Below are 17939 nucleotides of genomic sequence, written 5' to 3' on the forward strand. Positions count from 1 at the left end.
TATCGCAGCCTTTAGAATATACAATTGGAAATTATGGAACCCGGCTGTTAGTCATCTTCATGACAGAAAGAAGCTGTAGCTGTGAGAGGTTACCAGCGTCGCTGCACGGTTTTCCCATGACCTGCCGCTGGCTCTGGCTCTCAGCGCTGCACATGTCGAATTGATTATTTCGTTTAATTGTTAAACCCATCGGAGGGCGAAATGGACGCAACTTCAAAACCGGCTGGCAAGTGTCCTGTCATGCATGGAGGCAACACGGCCTCGGGTAAATCGGTGACCGAATGGTGGCCGAATGCGCTGAACCTCGATATCCTGCACCAGCACGACACCAAGACCAATCCGCTCGGCACCTCCTTCAACTATCGTGAAGCCCTGAAGACGCTCGATGTCGAAGCGTTGAAGGCCGATCTGCGCGCGCTGATGACCGACAGCCAGGACTGGTGGCCGGCCGACTGGGGCAGCTATGTGGGCATGATGGCCCGCGTTACCTGGCATGCGGCGGGTTCTTACCGTGTGACTGACGGCCGCGGCGGCGCCAACACCGGCAACCAGCGTTTTGCTCCGCTCAATTCCTGGCCGGACAACGTGAACACCGACAAGGGCCGCCGCCTGCTGTGGCCGATCAAGAAGAAATACGGCAACAAGATTTCCTGGGCCGACCTGATCGCGCTCGCCGGCACCATTGCCTATGACGTCGCCGGTCTGAAGACCTTCGGCTTTGCTTTCGGCCGCGAAGATATCTGGGCTCCGGAAAAGGACACCTATTGGGGTGACGAAAAGGAATGGCTGGCGCCGAGCGACGGCCGTTACGGCGACGTGACCAAGCCCGCGACGCTGGAAAACCCGCTCGCCGCCGTGCAGATGGGCCTCATCTACGTCAACCCGGAAGGCGTGAACGGCAAGTCCGATCCGCTGGCGACGGCGGCGCAGATGCGCGAAACCTTCGCCCGCATGGGCATGGATGACGAAGAAACCGTCGCTCTCACCGCCGGCGGCCACACCATCGGCAAGTCGCACGGCAATGGCAGCGCCGCTAACCTCAGCCCCGATCCGGAAGCCGCAGGCCCGGAATATCAGGGTCTTGGCTGGATCAACACCAAGGGCCGCGGCATCGGTCGCGACACCGTGGTATCCGGCATCGAAGGCGCATGGACGAGCGAGCCGACCAAGTGGGACAATGGCTTCTTCGAAATGCTGTTCAAGCATGAGTGGACGTTGACGCACAGCCCCGCCGGTGCATCGCAATGGGCGCCGATCACCATCGCCGAGGAAGACAAGCCCGTGGACGTCGAGGATGCCTCGATCCGTACCATCCCTATGATGACCGATGCCGACATGGCCCTGAAGGTCGACCCGATCTACCGCGAGATTTCGCTGAAGTTCAAGGACGATCAGGACCATTTCTCCGAGGTCTTCGCCCGTGCATGGTTCAAGCTGACGCACCGCGACATGGGGCCGAAGTCCCGTTACATCGGCCCGGACGTCCCGGCGGAAGACCTGATCTGGCAGGATCCGGTGCCGGCAGGCTCCACCAGCTACGACGACGTCGCCGTCAAGGCGAAGATCGCGGCTTCTGGCCTTTCCGTTGCCGATCTGGTCTCGACCGCCTGGGACAGCGCCCGCACCTTCCGCGGTTCGGACAAGCGCGGCGGCGCCAACGGCGCCCGCATCCGCCTCGCACCGCAGAAGGACTGGGAAGGCAATGAGCCCGCCCGCCTTTCCCGCGTACTTTCGGTCCTGGAACCGATTGCCCGTGAAACCGGCGCGAGCATCGCGGATGTGATCGTTCTGGCCGGCAATTATGGTGTGGAGCAGGCGGCGAAAGCGGCCGGCTTCGACATTGCCGTGCCTTTCGCGGCCGGTCGTGGCGATGCTTCCGCCGAGCAGACGGATGCCGACAGCTTTGCCCCGCTGGAGCCGCTGGCGGATGGTTTCCGCAACTGGGTCAAGAAGGACTATGTCGTCAGCCCTGAGGAACTGCTGCTTGATCGCGCCCAGCTCCTCGGCCTGACCGCGCCGGAACTGACAGTGCTCATCGGCGGCCTGCGCGTCATCGGCGCCAATTATGCCGGTACGGCCCATGGCGTGTTTACCGACAAGCCCGGCGCGCTGACGACGGACTTCTTCACGACGCTGACGGACATGGCCTATTCCTGGGTTCCGACCGGCAACAATCTCTATGAGATTCGTGACCGCAAGACTGGAGCCGCCAAGTACACGGCGACCCGCGTGGACCTCGTCATTGGTTCGAACTCCATCCTGCGCGCCTATGCGGAAGTTTATGCGCAGGACGACAGCAGGGAGAAATTCGTGCGTGATTTCGTCGCCGCCTGGACGAAGGTGATGAACGCCGACCGTTTCGACCTTCTGTAAGCAAAGGCCGACTGTTTAATGATAACGCACCTCCCTGAGCGATCGGGGAGGTGTTTTTCTATCTGTAGCTTGGCGAAGACGCATCGGCGACCGCTCGATCCGGGATGCTACCGCCGGTCAGAAGCCGCAACCGGTTTGCCCGATGAAGATTTTTCCGCCTTTGCCGAGGGAGCTTTGCCGCTCTTTTCGTTTTCATGCGCATCCGGCCCGGCCACGATGACGCCGCGGCCCTTCTCTTCGCGTTTCTTGTCCGCGAAGTTGCCCGGTTCCTTTTTGCTGTCCATTGATGATCTCCCGTGTTGCGTTTCTGTCAGGAGTTCAACGGGTGTTTCGCTCAGAGGTTCCAGAGCCGTCGCGTCAGCGAATGTTTCTCTTTATAACGATCTTTGCTATTAACATGAATTGATAAGTCATGTTATTGGGGCTGAGCGCGATGACTGGCGCGGTGCGCGCGTCTTTCCATACGCTGACCCCAGACCCGACAACCGGACGGTACCCGCATTGAGTTTCTGGCATTCCATGACCTGGCACACGGAAGGGATCAGCGTCACTGCGCCGGTGAAATGGCGCCAGTTCGACGGGCTGGTCAGCGCGTTCTGGGAAGCGGAAAGCCAGATGGGAGCCAAGGGTTATTACCTAGCCGCCGATCCGCGCATCATGATCTTTTTCAACGATGTCTCCTCGCGCATCAGCATGTCCAACCGCAATGGCGAGTTCAGTAACCATTCGCGGCCGATGACACGGGCGGTTTATGTGCCGGCTGGCGTGCCGATGTGGACGAGCAGCAGCGCCACCCATCGGTTCTCGCATCTTAACCTGCATATTCACAAGGATCGCCTGTTGCGTTTTCTGTCGCCCTCAGTCGGCAGTTCGGCGGCGATGACGGCGCTGCGCCGTCCCGTCGAGATACAGGATATCGGCTCGGTGGAAACCCTTGCCGGCCTGCTGGTCGATGAGCTGGCTGAACCCTCGAAACATGCGGTCTATGCGGAAAGCCTCGTCGGCAGCATCGTTGCCGGCCTGCTGGATATTCCCGGCCCTTCGCCGGAGCAGGCCAATGGCAGGCTGACGCAGGCGCAGTTGAACAAGCTTCTTGCCCAGGTCGAAAAGCGTGGCGACGACCGTATGACGGTTGCCGAAATGGCCGATATTGTCGGGCTTTCGGAAAGCTGGTTCGCCACCGTATTTCGCCAGACCACCGGCAAGACGCCGCTGCAATGGCAATTGGAGCGGCGCATCAATGCCGCCCAGAAACTTCTGCTGGAAGGCGATCTGACGGTGGCCGATATCGCCGCCCAGCTCGGCTTTTCCGATCAGGCCCATCTGACCAAGGCTTTCCGCCAGTCCGTGGGAAATACACCCGCCGCCTGGCGACGGCTGCACCGGCTGCTTTGAAGCTGGTGAGGTCGATGCGCAGTTTTGGTGAGGCGCGCAAACCTCACCTTTCGTCATCCTCGGGCTTATCCCGAGGATCTGCGACCTTCAGACTTGATGAGACGTGGTTAGATCCTCGGGACGAGCCCGAGGATGACGTTGTGCATTAGGGAAATTATGCAATATATTGAAAAATATTGCTAATATATATTTTCACCACGTCTTTCGCAAAGTCACGGAAAACGCCCGGCCGGGATTGTAAAAGTCAGCGCCGAACCCGCCATAAGAGACGTGTTTTTCGTTGAAGATGTTGGAAACATTGACGTCCAGCGAGGCGGTTTCCTGAATCTTGTAGCTGAACGCTGCATCCACGGTCACGCTGCTTCCGGTTTCGACCTTGTTGGCATTGTCGAAATAATAAGCGCCGGTATAGCGACCGCCGAGACCGAAGGTCATGTCACCGAAATGGTCGTTGCCCGCAAGCGTGTAGTTGACCCACAGCGAGGCCTGATGCTCGGGCACGAACTGCGGCCGGTTGCCGACATTGCCGCCGGTGCCGTTTTCAGTGATTTCCGCGTTGAGATAGGAATAGGCGGCCGTCAGGCTGAGATTGTCGGTCACTTCCGCCTTGGCTTCGAGATCGAGACCGCGCACGCGCACCTCGCCGATGGTCGTGGGCAGGCTGGTGATCGGGCTGGTAACGGTGATGTTGTTCTTCTTCAGATCGTAGATCGACGCGGTGAACAGGGCCGGGAAAGCGTCCGGACGATATTTCACGCCGAGTTCGATCTGTTCGCCGCGCTCCGGTTCAACGGTGAGCCCCGATGCGGGCACCACCGATTCGGCGTAGCTGATATAGGGTGCGATCTCGTTGGTGACCTTGTAGGACACGCCGATGCGCTTGGTCAGTTCGCTGATGTCGCCGCTCGCCGAGGTGCCGCGCAGGCGGTTGGTCTGCTCGGTGTCGATCCAGTCGTTGCGCAGGCCGGCGCTGACGATCAGCCTGTCGAAGAAGGTGAAGTCCTGCTGGAGATAGATCGCCCTGGTCTTCTGATCCGTCAGGGAGTCGGCATAGAGCGGCACTGAAGCGGGTGCGCCGGTATAGACCGGGTTCATCCAGTTGATGCTCGGCGCGGCGCCGAAGTAGCTTTTGCTGCCGGAGGTGTAGTCGTTATAAAAGACGCCGACGAGGCTGCGGCTTTCGACATTTTCAAACCGCGTATCGTATTGCAGGCGCGTGTCGATCAGGAAGTTTTCGGTCTCCGTGTCGTTGCCGAAATAGGACCGGTTGGCGATTGTCGAACCGTTGGTCGGCGTGGACGAGATATAGGCATAACCGAAGTCCGTATTCGCCTTGCTATAGCGGGCGTTGGAACTCAGCGTCAGGCCGGAGCCGAAATCGTGGTCGAACATCACGCTCAGCGAATTGCGGTTTGTGCCGCGATAATTGTAGTCCGGTTCGCCGAAGAAACGGCTCCGGTCGAAATGCGAGCCGACCGGATGGCCGCCGCCGCCCGGAACGCCATCCTTGTTGAGATGATCGTAAACCACGGTGAGGCTGGTGACGTCCGTGGGGCGCCATGTCAGGCCGCCCATGAAGAATTTCTCGTCGTCACGGGAATAGTCATATTCCGCATCGGCATTTCTGAGCTTGCCGGTCAGTCGGTAGGACAGCGTGTCGTCGCTGGTGATGTTGTCGCCAAAGTCGAAGCCGGTTTCGGCGCGGCCATGGGAACCGCCGGTGACATAGGCTTCACCGAAACGGGTGCGTTTCGGCACCTTGGTGGAATAATTTACCGAGCCGCCGGGATCTGAGACGCCAAAGGTGGTGGAATTGCCGCCCTTCAGCACTTCCACGCGCTCATAGGCATAGGTTTCTTCGCGCAGCGCGCCGAAGGGACGGCCAAGCGTCAACCCGTCGCGATAGGTATAGGCGTCGAAACCGCGAATCTTGAAATAGTCGAACCGGTCGTCGGAGCCGTAAAAATCCGTGGTCACACCGGCGGTATATTGCAGCGCTTCTTCCACGCTCTGCACGCCGCGCTGCTGCATTTCCCTGGCGGTGATGACTGAAACGGAGGCAGGTGTGTCGAGAATATCGGTCGCCATCTTGCTGCCGCTCGTGGTGCGGGTGGCGACGATGGACTTTTGGTCATTGTCACCGCTTTCGATGGTGATCCGTTCCAGAACCGTGCTGCTGTTCGTGGTGGCAGCCTCCTGGGCCAGCAAGGCGCCGGGCAGGGTGGCGACAAGCGCCGTGCAGGCAAGCAGCGCCGCATCCTGATAACGACGTCGCGCGGTTTTGCGGTGTCTGCCTTCGGTTTCGATATTCATTGGTATGTTCCAGAAGTTGATGCCCCGATCGCCGCTTCCACGGCCCACTCTCGAAGCGCCCAATAACTTGAGAAAGTTTGTCCGGTATTGTAACTTTTTGCGGTTTTGTACAAAACCCCGGAAATTTCACCGCTGTTGCGACGGCATTTCTTGCCTGGGCTTGACGGAGGCAATTGAAGCTGAGAGTTCAAGTCCACTTTTGAACTTTTGAGAGCTCGCCAATGCTTCGCCCGTTCCGCTGCCTCATACCGGTATTTGTGCTTTTCCTGTCGATGATCGCGCCGAATATGGCCTCGGCGGAGGAGACGGCCAGCTATCCCATCGTCATCAAACATGCTTTCGGCACGACCACGATTGCGAAGAAACCGCAGCGGGTCGCAACTGTCGCCTGGGCGAACCATGAGGTGCCGCTGGCGCTCGGCATCGTGCCTGTCGGTTTTGCCGCGGCCAATTTCGGCGATGATGATGGCGATGGCCTGCTGCCATGGGTGGCGAAGCGGCTTACCGAACTCAACGTGGCAAAGCCGGTGCTGTTCGATGAGGGCGACGGCATCGATTTCGAGGCCGTGGCGGCGACGCAGCCGGATGTCATCCTTGCTGCCTATTCAGGCCTCAGCCAGTCCGACTACGATACGCTGAGCCAGATCGCCCCTGTCGTCGCCTATCCCGTTTCTCCCTGGGCGACGGACTGGCGCGAGATGATCCGATTGAACAGCGCCGGCCTTGGCATGATTGCGGAAGGTGAGGCGCTCATCACACGCATCGAGGGTGAGATCGCGCAGGTCGTTGCCGGCCATCCGCAGCTGAAGGGCAAGTCGGCCATGTTCGTCACCCATCTCGACGCCACCAATCTCAGTGTCGTCAATTTCTATACGGCCAATGACACCAGGGTGAAGTTCTTCGCCGATCTTGGGCTTGCCTCGCCGAAAAGCGTCGTGGAAGCCACGAAGCCGGGGCAATTCGCCGCCGGCGTCAGCGCCGAGCGTGTGGATGCATTCGACGATGTCGATATCGTTGTGACCTATGGCAGTGAGCCGCTGCTGAACGCCATGCGGGCCGACCCGCTTCTCGCCCGCATGCCGGCCGTTGCCAACGATGCCATCGTCATGCTGGGCCGCGACCCGCTCGGCACCGCCTCCAATCCCACGCCGCTGTCGATTTCGTGGGTGCTGAAGGACTATGCCGATCTTCTGGCAAAGGCTGCGGATAAATCCTCCGGGAAATCGCAGTGACAACGTCTGGACCCGGCAAAGCGACGGCGGTGCTGCTCGCCGGCCGCTCCAACCGCGTGCGAACGGCTTGGCTCGGCGCGGTGCTGGCGCTTCTCGCGCTGCTTTGTGCGCTGTCCGTCGCCATCGGCACGCGTGACGTCTCATTTGCGGATATTGTTGGTGGACTCAGCGGTCGCGTCGAGACGGTTGCAGAGGCGGCCGTCGCGGTGCGCCTGCCGCGCACGCTGCTTGCCCTGCTTTCCGGTGCCGCACTCGGGCTGGCCGGTGCCATCATGCAGGGTGTCACCCGCAATCCGCTTGCCGATCCCGGCATTCTCGGTGTGAACATGGGGGCGTCGCTTGCCGTCGTCATCGGCATTGTCTGGTTCGGCATCGCCTCGGCTCAGGCCTTCATCATGGTCGCAATTGCCGGGGCGGGGGTATCAGCGGTTTTCGTTTATGTTGTCGGCTCGCTAGGCCGAGGCGGGGCGACCCCGCTGAAACTCGCACTTGCGGGCGCCGCCACCTCCGTCGCCTTTTCCTCACTCGTCATCACCGTCGTTCTGCCGCGCAGCGATATTGCCGGCGGCATCCGCTCCTGGCAGATCGGCGGCGTCGGCGGGGCGACTTTCGAGCGTATCGAGACCGTGCTGCCCTTTCTGGCCGCCGGTTTCATCATCAGCCTGCTTTCGGCGCGCAAGCTGAATTCTCTGGCGCTCGGAGATGAACTCGCCGCCGGGCTTGGCGAGAATGTTGCGGTGGCCCGAGCCGTGGCCTCCTTCGGCGCCATTCTGCTCTGCGGTGCGGCTACCGCCGTTTGCGGGCCGATCGGTTTTGTCGGCCTGGTGGTGCCGCATCTCTGCCGTCTGCTCGTCGGTGTGGACAATCGCTGGCTGCTGCCATTTTCGGCGCTTGGCGGGGCGTGCCTGCTGCTTGCCGCCGATATTGTCGGGCGCATCGTGGCGCGGCCGTCGGAACTCGATGTCGGCATCGTCACCGCCCTTGTCGGCGCGCCTTTCTTCATCTGGATTGTCAGACGCCAGAGGGTGCGCGAATTGTGACCATATACGCTCCCGTTATCGAAAATCTCGTCTTCAATCGCCACGCCCGCCAGCGCCGGCGTCGCCTTGTCATCGCTGCCCTGTCGGCGCTTCTGATTGCCGCTTTCGCAACGACGCTGATGCTCGGGCAATCCTTCACGCCGCCCGGCGATGTCATTCGCGTTCTGCTGGGGGAGGACATTGCCGGCGTCACCTTCACCGTCGGGCAGTTGCGCCTGCCGCGCGCGCTGCTTTCCATTCTGGCGGGCCTGAGCTTCGGGCTTGGCGGCGTCGCCTTCCAGATCATGCTGCGCAACCCGCTCGCCAGCCCCGATATTATCGGCATCAGTTCCGGGGCGAGCGCGGCAGCCGTTTTCGCCATTGTCGTCCTGCAGATGAACGGGCCGCTGGTCTCGGTCTTCGCCGTCGCGGCCGGTCTTGGCGTCGCGCTCCTCGTCTATCTCCTGTCCTTCCGCAACGGCGTGGCCGGAACGCGGCTGATCCTCGTCGGCATCGGCGTTTCAGCCATGCTGGAAAGCTTCATCGCCTATATCCTCTCCGTTGCGCCGGCATGGACGTTGCAGGAGGCGATGCGCTGGCTGACCGGCAGCGTCAACGGCGCAAAAATCGCGCAGCTGCTGCCGCTCCTCATTGCCCTCATCCTTTTCGGCGGCCTGCTCCTCAGCCGTGCGCGTGATCTGGAAGCATTGAGACTGGGGGACGATGCCGCAGCAGCGCTTGGTGTGAGGGTGGGGCGAACGCGCATCATCGTCATCATCGCCGCCGTGGGCATGATCGCCTTTGCAACGGCGGTCTCGGGTCCCATCGCGTTTGTCGCTTTCCTCTCCGGGCCGATTGCGGCGCGCATTGTCGGCAGCAATGGCTCGCTGCTCCTTCCTGCGGCGCTGGTTGGCGCGGCGCTGGTGCTGGTGGGCGATTATTGCGGCCAGTTCCTGTTGCCGGGCCGCTATCCGGTTGGCGTCGTTACCGGCGCGCTCGGTGCGCCCTATCTGATCTACCTTATCGTGCGGGTCAACCGCAGCGGAGGCTCGTTATGACCGGCCACTCCCTTTCCGTGAACGGCCTGTCGGCCGGCTACGGCGAAAACCTCATCATCGACGGGCTGGATCTCACCGTTCCGCGCGGGAAGATCACCGTCATCGTCGGCGCCAATGCCTGCGGCAAGTCCACCCTGCTGCGCAGCATGTCGCGGCTCATCACGCCGCGCGCCGGTCAGGTTCTGCTCGATGGAAAATCGATCCATCGTCTTCCCTCGCGGGACCTCGCACGGCGCATGGGCCTTTTGCCGCAATCGCCGATAGCGCCGGAGGGCATCGTGGTTGCCGATCTCGTCAGCCGTGGCCGGCACCCGCATCATGGCCTGTTCGCCCGCTGGTCGCGACAGGACGACGAGGCCGTCGCCGCAGCCCTTGTTGCAACCGATATGGTGGAACTGGCCGAGCGGCCGGTGGACGAGCTTTCCGGCGGCCAGCGGCAACGCGTCTGGATCGCCATGGCGCTCGCCCAGCAGACAGACATATTGCTGCTGGATGAACCGACCACCTTCCTCGATATCAGCCACCAGGTCGAGGTGCTGGATCTTCTGACCGACCTCAACCACGCCCGCGAGACCACCATCGTCATGGTGCTGCACGACCTCAATCTCGCAGCCCGTTATGCCGATCATCTCGTCGCCATGAGGGACGGGAAGCTGCAAGTCTTCGGCACACCGGAGGAAGTATTGACGGAGGAGAATGTCCGCCACGTCTTCGGCATCGAAAGCCGGGTCATCGAAGATCCGACCTCTGGCAAGCCGATGATGCTGCCGATCGGGCGGCATCGGACGGTGGCTGATGACGTCAGGCGCTGATCATGCCGCCTTGTGTTTGCTGGTGAGCTGAAAGCCCAGAGAGTTGAGGACGGCTATCGTTGTTTCTAACGTCGGATTCCCAGCCTCGCTGAGCGATTTGTAAAGATGCTCCCTGGCAAGTCCGGTTTCACGCGCTACCTGCGTCATACCCTTTGCGCGCGCGATAACACCAAGCGCATTTGCTATGTATGCCGCATCATTGGTTGCGAACGCATCCTCCAGAAACACCTCAATGGCTTCATCGCTCTTGAGGTGTTCGGCGGGATCAAAGTTCGTAAACTTCTCAATCATCGTCATCACTCCATTGCGCCGCAATCTGCTTCGCGGCTTTGATGTCCTTCTCCTGCGTACTCTTGTCCCCGCCACAGAGCAGAACAATAACGACATCGCCCGACCTGACGAAATAGATCCGATAGCCCGGTCCGTAATGGATGCGCAATTCGCTGACGCCCTCACCAACGGGAGCGACATCGCCTGCATGACCAAAGGAAAGTCTGTTCAGTCGCGACGTAATCAGAGCCTTGCCCCGCTCATCCTTTAACTTCCCAAACCATTTTTGAAATGTCGCAGATTGCTTTAGCTGCATTGTAATTCAAACTGTAATTTATAAGTTACAAAATGTGAAGTTGAAATATTGAAAACCGAAATCGGGTAAGTGAAAGATGCTGCCAGTCAGGCCGCACAAGAAGGCGGCCGGACTGTAATAATAGCGATAGGCCATGGACGTTACATCCTTATGCCAAGGCGTCACGGCCAGGCCGCATAAGACGGCGGCGGCACGTTCTGCATTCGCGTTGCCGTTCTCCTGAACCGGCCGGGAGACGTGCCCTCGTTGCGGGTGAAGAAGCGATTGAAATAGCCGGGGTCCTGAAATCCTAATCGGAACGCGATTTCAGCGACTTGCAGCGATGAGTTCAGAAGAAGATCGCGCGCTTCGGTGAGCAGTTCCCGGTGAATATAGGCCTGCGGCGAAAGCCCCGTTGCCTTGCGCACCGCAAATCCAAGACGTTCACGGTTGACGCCGAGTTGTCTTGCATAGTCTTCCACGCCCCATTGATCGCGTTTGTGCTGGCTGACCAGCAGCACGAAACGCTCGGTGAGGCTGCCGGGCGTGGAGACGGCTGCGGCAATATCGGCGATGGCGTGCTGGCAGATGCGGATGAGGGTGACGGAGAGCAGGCTGGCGATGATCGTGTCCGAACCGGTTGTCGCGCGGATATTTTCGCTGGCGATGGTCTCGAGATAACCCGCCAGCTCCTGCCGGTCCTTCTCTGTCGGTGCCTGCGTCAGAACACGCTGCAATATATTGCGCACGGCGCTTGCGCTCGTGCCGGTGGGCATCGCATGGGCAAGCCCGATTTCGCTCGTCCTCAGCAGCGATCCACGGCTTCCAGCGTTCAGCCGCAGGCGGCCAGTGGGGCCGATGGGCAGCCAGATGAGCCCCGGTGCCGGGACAGGCAGCGTCTTTTCACCCTGTATGATCTCCGCTTCCCCGGCGGAAAGGAGAAGCAGATGGGCGCTGTCCGATTCCAGCCGGAATTCGGATATGCGCAGCGTCGAGGCGAGGGTGCGCGCCGTGATCTCCACGCGATTGCCCGCAATCTGGCTGTGCAGCGGCATTCAGCCTCCAAAAGTACAATAATGCGCTACATTAGTGCATTTTATATGCGGCTGTCATTGCTAAACTTTGCTCAGCGCAGGGGAAAGCCTTGAGGAGACGGCAACCCCGATAAGGCGCTTTGGGAGGAACATCATGAATAGTCTGAAGCGCAGAACGCTGTTCTGCCTGCTCTCCGGTGCTGCCCTGTCGGCGGTATCTTTCGGTGTTGCCAATGCGCAGGACCGTACCTCGGTGAAGATCGGTTATGCCGTTTCAAAAAGCGGCGCCAATGCCACGGGTGCTGGCATCACCACCATTCCGAACTACAAATTATGGGTGAAGGAGGTCAACGATGCCGGCGGCCTCGCTTTGCCGGATGGCAAGCGCCTGCCGGTGGAAGTGGTCGAATATGACGACCGTTCATCGGCCGAGGATGCGGTGCGGTTCACCGAGCGTCTGGCCAGCCAGGACAAGGTCGATTTCATTCTGCCGCCTTGGGGCACGGGTTTCAATCTGGCCGTTGCACCGCTTTACGACCGTTTCGGTTATCCGCAGCTTGCGGTTACCGGCGTGACCGACAAGGCGCCGGATTTCGCGGCGCGCTGGAAAAAGAGCTTCTGGATGCTCGGCGGCGGCCATGATTATGCCAATGCGCTCGCCGACGTTTTGAAAGCCGCACGCGAGGCCGGCCAGATCAACGACAAGGTCGCGGTGATTTCCGTGGCTGACGGTTTCGGCATCGATCTCATCAAGGCCGCGCGACCGGCGCTGAAGGAAGCGGGTTTCACACTCGCCTATGACAAGACCTATCCGGTTGGCACTTCGGATTTCGCAGCACTGGTGAACGAGGCGGCGGCGAGCGGTGCCGACAGCTTCATCGCCTTTTCCTATCCGCCCGACAGTTTCGCGGTGACGAAACAGGCGCAGACGGCCCGGTTTAACCCGAAGGTTCTTTATGTCGGCGTCGGCGGTGCTTTCCCGATCTTCCCGAAGGTCTCCGATGACAAGCAGGAAGGCGTGATCAGCATCGGCGGCGTTGATGGCAGCAGCGGCAGGATCGAGGATTATTTCAAGCGCCACGAGGCCTTTATCGGCGCCAAGCCGGACAGCTGGGCAAGCGCCATCACCTATGCGAGCCTCGAAATGCTGGCCCAGTCCGTTCAACGCGTCGGCCTCGACAAGGCGGCGGTGGCAAATGAGCTTTCTACGGGAAACTTCGACACCGTCATCGGCCCGGTCAAGCTTGAGGACAACCAGCTTCGGCAGCTCTGGTGGGCGGGGCAATGGCAGGGTGACCGCTTTGTGGCGATTGCGCCGGCAGACCGTTCAGGCGCGGCAAAGCCGGTCATTCCGAAGCCGCAATGGTGAGCCTTTGCCGGCCGGGGCCGTGAACCCCGGCCGGCAGGCTTCCGCCATGTTCCAGACTGGAGACATTCCCTTGTTTTTATCCACCCTCATCTTCGGCTTGATGCTGGGAGGGACCTATGCGCTGATCGCGCTTGGACTTTCGCTGCAATATGGCATCGCCCGCATCATGAACCTTGCTTATGGCGAAGTGCTGATTGCGGCTGCCTTCATCGCCTTCGTGCTGTTTTCCAGCTACGGCCTGTCGCCGCTCTGGTCGCTGTTCATCATCGTGCCGCTCGGTTACGCCCTGTCTTTCGCGATCTACCGGGTTATGATGCGGCCGCTCGTGCGCCGTTCGGGCGGCTCCGGCCGTCTGGAAGTCGATTCCATTCTGGCGACCTTCGGGCTGCTCTTCGTTATCCAGGGCATCATGCTCGTGGCGTTCGGCGGCAACTACCATTCCTATTCCTATCTCGCCGATGGCGTCGACATCTTCGGCACGACAGTGGCGCTGAACCGGCTCCTGTCCTTTGGCCTGTCGGTCGCGATCGGCGGCGGGCTTTATCTGGCGCTCACCCACAGCCGCTGGGGCCTCAACCTGCGGGCGGTGGCGCTGGCGCCCAAATCTGCGCCGCTGGTCGGCATCGATGTGAACCGTGTGGCCTCGATCGGCTTTGCCCTTGGCGGCGCACTCGCCGTGGCCGGCGGGGTGATGATCTCGATGTACCAGACCTTTTCCGCCTCCTATGGCGTGGTCTTCACCATGAAGGCGCTTGTTGTCGTCATTATGGGCGGTGTCGGCAATCTGCTCGGCGCGCTGGTGGCCGGCCTGCTGCTCGGCCTCGTGGAAACCTTCGTGCTCGTTTATGTCGATCCCGGCCTCACGCTTGCCGCCACCTATCTGCTCTTTCTCGTGGTGCTGCTCTGGCGTCCGGAAGGCATTTTCGCAAGGAGGGGCAAATGATCCCGCTTCTCATCGGCCTTGCCGCGGCCGCGCTGCTGGCGCTTTCCCCTTTCTTCTTCGATGCCTATGGCGTCGGCGTCATCATCGGCCTTCTCGGTTATGCGACGCTCGCATCCGCCTGGGCGATGTTTTCCGGTCCGACCCGCTATATTTCGCTCGCCACCGTCGCTTTCTTCGGTGTCGGGGCCTATACGGTCGCGGTGCTGAGCGAGGTTTTGCCATGGCCGGTCGTGCTCCTGTGCGCGGCCCTTGTCGGCGCGGCGCTGGCGCTTGTCGTCGGGCTTTCCACGCTGCGCGTCGCGGGCATTTATTTTGTGATCTTTTCCTTCGGGCTTGCCGAACTCATCCGCCAGCTCATCACCTGGTATGAGGTGAATGTGACCGGCACGCTCGGGCGCTATATCTTCCTGCCGCTGGAGCCGCAGCATGTGCTCTGGCAATTGCTGGCGCTGGCTGTCGTCACCCTCCTGCTGGCGATCCTGATCGACCGCAGCAAGCTCGGACTGGCGCTGAAGGCAATCGGTGACGACGAGGTCGTGGCCGCCCATGCGGGCATCAATCTCGCCCGCACCAAGCTGACGCTCTTCGTGCTTTCCGCCACGATCATCACGCTTGTCGGCGCCATTCAAGCCCCGCGCTGGGTCTATATCGAGCCGGCCATCGTGTTTAATCCGCAGGTCTCGTTCCTCACCGTCATCATGGCGTTGCTTGGCGGAGCCACGCGCCGCTGGGGACCCATTCTCGGTGCGGTGCCGCTGTTCCTGCTGTTCGAGTGGCTGGGCGCGAACTTCCCCAACCATTTTTCCATCATTCTCGGCGCTCTCTTCATCCTCATCGTCTTCGTGCTGCCGGATGGCGTGCTGGCGGCGCTGGAGAAGTTGCGCAAAAAGGAGAAAGCCGCATGAGCGCCGTTCTCGAAATCACCGATATCCGCAAGACCTTCGGCGGGCTGAAGGCCGTGGATGGGCTTGGTCTCACCATCGAGGCCGGCGAGGTCGTCGGGCTGCTCGGGCCGAACGGTTCCGGCAAGACGACGCTGATGAACCTGATCTCCGGGGCCCTGAAGCCGACCGAAGGGTCGATACGGCTGAAAGGGCAGGAGATAGCGGGCCGGCGGCCGGATGTGATTGCACGCGCCGGCGTGGCGCGCACCTTCCAGCTCGTGCGGCTTTTGCCGTCGCTTTCCCTGCTTGAAAACGTCGCCGTATCGGCCATGTTCGGGCCACAACGCCTGTCCCGTCTCGACGCGGAGAAGGTCGCGCGCGCCTGCCTTGAAAGAATAGGCCTTGCCGGGCGGGAGACCCTACCGGCTGGCGATCTCACCTATATCGACCAGAAGCGGCTTGAACTGGCGCGTGCGCTGGCGGGCGAACCGAAGCTTCTGCTTCTCGACGAATGGCTCGCTGGCCTCAACCCCACGGAACTGCAGGAAGGAATAGCGCTGATCCGGCGGCTGGCATCCGAGGGTACGACGATCCTGCTGGTGGAACATATCATGGCCGCCGTGCGCGCACTCTGCCCGCGCTCGGTAGTCATGGCGGCCGGCCGCAAGATCGCCGATGGGCCGACGGCAACGGTGCTTGACGATCCGCAGGTCATTTCCGCCTATCTGGGAGCGGCACATGCTTGAAATAGATGCACTGACAATCCGTTACGGCAAACATCTCGCGGTTGACGGCATATCGCTCAATGTTGCCAAGGGCGAAACGGTGGTGCTGCTCGGCGCCAATGGCGCCGGCAAGTCTTCACTGCTGAAAGCGGTCGGCGGTATGGCGCTTCCGGCCTCCGGCGACGTGCGCGTCAACGGTGCGTCGCTTGCTGCTGTCCCCGCCCATCAGATCGTGGAACGGGGCGTGGCGCTGGTGCCGGAGGGACGCGGAATTTTCGCGGCGCTGACGGTGGAGGACAATCTCCGTCTCGGGGCCAATCCCCGCCATGCCCGCTCAGCGGAAAAGACGACGCGCGATCATATTCTCTCACTGTTTCCGCGCCTTGCCGAACGGAGGCAGCAGCTTGCCGGCACCATGTCCGGCGGCGAGCAGCAGATGGTCGCCATCGGGCGGGCTTTGATGTCGGCGCCCGATTATCTGCTGCTGGACGAGCCGAGCCTTGGCCTTGCGCCCATCGTCACGCAGGAACTGTTTGCCGCTTTGGCGGAGATCAAGAAGAGCGGCCTTTCCATTCTGCTCGTGGAGCAGAATGTGCGCGAAAGCCTCGCGCTTGCCGATCGCGGATATTTGCTGGAAGCAGGGCGGATTGTCGGGGCAGGCACGGCTGAGGCCCTGTCCGCCGATCCCGCCGTGCAACGGGCGTTTCTTGGCGGCACCACCGCCGCCATTGTCTGAATTCAGGAGGAAGACCATGCAGACTGTCAATCTTTTCATCGGCGGCGATCATTGCCCGGCCGCGAGCGGCAAGCGTTTCGAACGCAGCAACCCCATTACCGGCGACGTGGCGACGAGTGCTGCGGCGGCAACGGTGGAGGACGCTACCCGTGCTGCCGATGCCGCGGCGGCCGCTTTTCCGGTCTGGTCGGCAACGCCCCCCGGTGAACGCCGCCGCCTGCTTCTGGCTGCCGCGCAGGCGCTTCTCGCCGCCGGGCCTGACATTACCCAGGCGATGAAAGAAGAAATCGGCGCGACCGATGCCTGGGCCGGGTTCAACGTCAAACTGGCGAGCGACATGCTGGTCGAGGCGGCAAGCCTGACGACCCAGATCAAGGGCGAGATCATTCCTTCCAACCGTCCGGGAACCATGGCGATGGCGCTGCGCCAGCCGGCGGGCGTTGTGCTGTCTATCGCGCCGTGGAATGCGCCGGTCATTCTCGGCGTGCGCTCCATCGCCACGCCGCTTGCCTGCGGCAATACAGTCGTGATGAAGACCTCGGAACTCTGCCCACGCACCCATGCTCTGATCATCGAAGCCGTCGCTTCGGCGGGTCTGCCGAAGGGCGTGCTCAACGCCGTCTCCAATGCGCCGGAAGACGCGGCAAAGATCGTCGATACGCTGATCGCACACCCCGCCGTAAGGCGCGTGAATTTCACCGGCTCGACCCGCGTCGGCCGCGTGATTGCCGAAACGGCCGGCCGTTATCTGAAACCCGCTTTGCTGGAGCTTGGCGGCAAGGCGCCGTTCATCGTGCTCGACGATGCCGATATCGATGCGGCTGTCGCGGCTGCTGCCTTCGGCGCCTATATGAACCAGGGCCAGATATGCATGTCGACGGAGCGGATCATCGTGCTCGACAGCGTTGCCGATACATTTGTCGAGGCCTTCGCCAAAAAAGCGTCGAGCCTCACGGCCGGTGATCCGCGTGAGGGCAAAACACCGCTCGGCTCGCTGGTCAGCGCCGAAGCGACCTCCCGCATCCGAGCGCTGGTGGATGACGCCGTCTCCAAGGGTGCACGGCAGGTCGCCGGTGGCGGCGGCAACGGCACGATGCTCGATGCGATTGCCGTCGATGGCGTCACCCCCGCCATGCGGCTCTATGCGGAGGAAAGTTTCGGTCCCGTTGTCTCCATCATCAGGGCTGGCAGCATCGATGAGGCGGTGAGCATCGCCAACGAAACCGAGTTCGGCCTCTCCGCCGCGATTTTCGGCAGGGATCAGGCACGGGCGCTTTCGATTGCGGCGCGCATTGAAAGCGGCATATGCCACATCAACGGCCCAACCGTTCACGATGAAGCGCAGATGCCCTTCGGCGGGGTCAAGGCCTCCGGTTACGGCCGCTTCGGCGGCACGGCGGGCATTGCGGAATTCACCGAGCTGCGCTGGGTCACGCTGCAGGACGGGCCGCTGCATTATCCGATCTGAACCAATAGCTCTG

The 17939-nt window shown here is 61.4% G+C and carries 17 protein-coding genes; 12 read left to right on the forward strand and 5 right to left on the reverse strand.

Translation table 11 applies throughout. The annotated features are described in order from the left end of the window. Window positions 1–201 precede the first annotated feature (201 nt). Entirely contained in the window at window positions 202–2373 is a 2172-nt protein-coding gene (gene katG, locus ACQZ5G_RS21080; RefSeq protein WP_003521764.1) for a catalase/peroxidase HPI, read from the forward strand. A 107-nt stretch (window positions 2374–2480) separates the two neighbouring features. Here katG and ACQZ5G_RS21085 read toward each other — a convergent pair whose 3' ends face one another. Then, on the reverse strand, window positions 2481–2657 hold the full coding sequence (locus tag ACQZ5G_RS21085; protein WP_003521762.1) for a hypothetical protein: 177 nt from the start codon (window positions 2655–2657) through the stop codon (window positions 2481–2483). Between the two features lie 217 nt (window positions 2658–2874). Here ACQZ5G_RS21085 and ACQZ5G_RS21090 point away from each other — a divergent pair, with 217 nt between their 5' ends. Further along, entirely contained in the window at window positions 2875–3768 is an 894-nt protein-coding gene (locus ACQZ5G_RS21090; protein WP_448738798.1) for a helix-turn-helix domain-containing protein, read from the forward strand. A gap of 192 nt (window positions 3769–3960) precedes the next feature. Here ACQZ5G_RS21090 and ACQZ5G_RS21095 read toward each other — a convergent pair whose 3' ends face one another. Continuing rightward, window positions 3961–6081, reverse strand: a complete 2121-nt coding sequence (locus ACQZ5G_RS21095) for a TonB-dependent siderophore receptor (RefSeq protein WP_448738799.1) — start codon at window positions 6079–6081, stop codon at window positions 3961–3963. A 221-nt stretch (window positions 6082–6302) separates the two neighbouring features. Here ACQZ5G_RS21095 and ACQZ5G_RS21100 point away from each other — a divergent pair, with 221 nt between their 5' ends. The 4 genes from ACQZ5G_RS21100 to ACQZ5G_RS21115 are packed head-to-tail and all read left to right on the forward strand — an operon-like array spanning window position 6303 to window position 10202. Then, complete coding sequence (locus tag ACQZ5G_RS21100; RefSeq protein ID WP_448738800.1) at window positions 6303–7313, forward strand: iron-siderophore ABC transporter substrate-binding protein; 1011 nt, start codon at window positions 6303–6305, stop codon at window positions 7311–7313. After that, the gene (locus ACQZ5G_RS21105; protein ID WP_448738801.1) at window positions 7310–8353 is read left to right on the forward strand and encodes a FecCD family ABC transporter permease; all 1044 of its coding nucleotides are present in this window, start codon (window positions 7310–7312) and stop codon (window positions 8351–8353) included. Before ACQZ5G_RS21100 ends, ACQZ5G_RS21105 begins: the two co-directional genes overlap by 4 nt. Beyond that, a complete protein-coding gene (locus tag ACQZ5G_RS21110) occupies window positions 8350–9390 on the forward strand; it encodes a FecCD family ABC transporter permease (RefSeq protein WP_448738802.1) in 1041 nt (346 codons plus the stop codon). The genes ACQZ5G_RS21105 and ACQZ5G_RS21110 overlap by 4 nt, the downstream gene beginning before the upstream one ends. Next, window positions 9387–10202 carry an ABC transporter ATP-binding protein gene (locus tag ACQZ5G_RS21115; RefSeq protein ID WP_448738803.1) on the forward strand — a complete coding sequence of 272 codons (816 nt, stop codon included), beginning with the start codon at window positions 9387–9389 and terminating at the stop codon, window positions 10200–10202. The genes ACQZ5G_RS21110 and ACQZ5G_RS21115 overlap by 4 nt, the downstream gene beginning before the upstream one ends. Here the strand turns inward: ACQZ5G_RS21115 and ACQZ5G_RS21120 are convergent, their stop codons facing one another. The 3 genes from ACQZ5G_RS21120 to ACQZ5G_RS21130 all read right to left on the reverse strand — a co-directional run bounded on the left by ACQZ5G_RS21120 (window position 10203) and on the right by ACQZ5G_RS21130 (window position 11822). After that, entirely contained in the window at window positions 10203–10493 is a 291-nt protein-coding gene (locus ACQZ5G_RS21120) for an addiction module antidote protein (RefSeq protein ID WP_003521755.1), read from the reverse strand. It abuts the gene before it with no gap. Further along, a complete protein-coding gene (locus ACQZ5G_RS21125) occupies window positions 10486–10788 on the reverse strand; it encodes a type II toxin-antitoxin system RelE/ParE family toxin (RefSeq protein WP_080853461.1) in 303 nt (100 codons plus the stop codon). Before ACQZ5G_RS21125 ends, ACQZ5G_RS21120 begins: the two co-directional genes overlap by 8 nt. A 161-nt stretch (window positions 10789–10949) precedes the next feature. Then, window positions 10950–11822, reverse strand: coding sequence for a helix-turn-helix transcriptional regulator (locus ACQZ5G_RS21130; protein WP_448738804.1), 873 nt, complete (start codon window positions 11820–11822; stop codon window positions 10950–10952). A gap of 133 nt (window positions 11823–11955) precedes the next feature. Here ACQZ5G_RS21130 and ACQZ5G_RS21135 point away from each other — a divergent pair, with 133 nt between their 5' ends. The 6 genes from ACQZ5G_RS21135 to ACQZ5G_RS21160 all read left to right on the forward strand — a co-directional run bounded on the left by ACQZ5G_RS21135 (window position 11956) and on the right by ACQZ5G_RS21160 (window position 17926). Further along, window positions 11956–13170, forward strand: coding sequence for an amino acid ABC transporter substrate-binding protein (locus tag ACQZ5G_RS21135; RefSeq protein WP_448738805.1), 1215 nt, complete (start codon window positions 11956–11958; stop codon window positions 13168–13170). A 70-nt stretch (window positions 13171–13240) separates the two neighbouring features. After that, the gene (locus ACQZ5G_RS21140; RefSeq protein ID WP_448738806.1) at window positions 13241–14113 is read left to right on the forward strand and encodes a branched-chain amino acid ABC transporter permease; all 873 of its coding nucleotides are present in this window, start codon (window positions 13241–13243) and stop codon (window positions 14111–14113) included. Next, window positions 14110–15018 (forward strand): branched-chain amino acid ABC transporter permease, encoded by a 909-nt coding sequence (locus tag ACQZ5G_RS21145; RefSeq protein ID WP_448738807.1) that lies wholly within the window; start codon window positions 14110–14112, stop codon window positions 15016–15018. Before ACQZ5G_RS21140 ends, ACQZ5G_RS21145 begins: the two co-directional genes overlap by 4 nt. Beyond that, complete coding sequence (locus ACQZ5G_RS21150; RefSeq protein ID WP_196379317.1) at window positions 15015–15743, forward strand: ABC transporter ATP-binding protein; 729 nt, start codon at window positions 15015–15017, stop codon at window positions 15741–15743. Before ACQZ5G_RS21145 ends, ACQZ5G_RS21150 begins: the two co-directional genes overlap by 4 nt. Beyond that, entirely contained in the window at window positions 15736–16458 is a 723-nt protein-coding gene (locus ACQZ5G_RS21155; protein ID WP_448738808.1) for an ABC transporter ATP-binding protein, read from the forward strand. The genes ACQZ5G_RS21150 and ACQZ5G_RS21155 overlap by 8 nt, the downstream gene beginning before the upstream one ends. A 16-nt stretch (window positions 16459–16474) precedes the next feature. Next, window positions 16475–17926: an aldehyde dehydrogenase gene (locus ACQZ5G_RS21160; protein ID WP_448738809.1), complete on the forward strand. Its 1452-nt coding sequence runs from the start codon at window positions 16475–16477 to the stop codon at window positions 17924–17926. Window positions 17927–17939 lie beyond the last annotated feature (13 nt).

The sequence above is a fragment of the Agrobacterium sp. 22-214-1 genome, assembly GCF_053522465.1.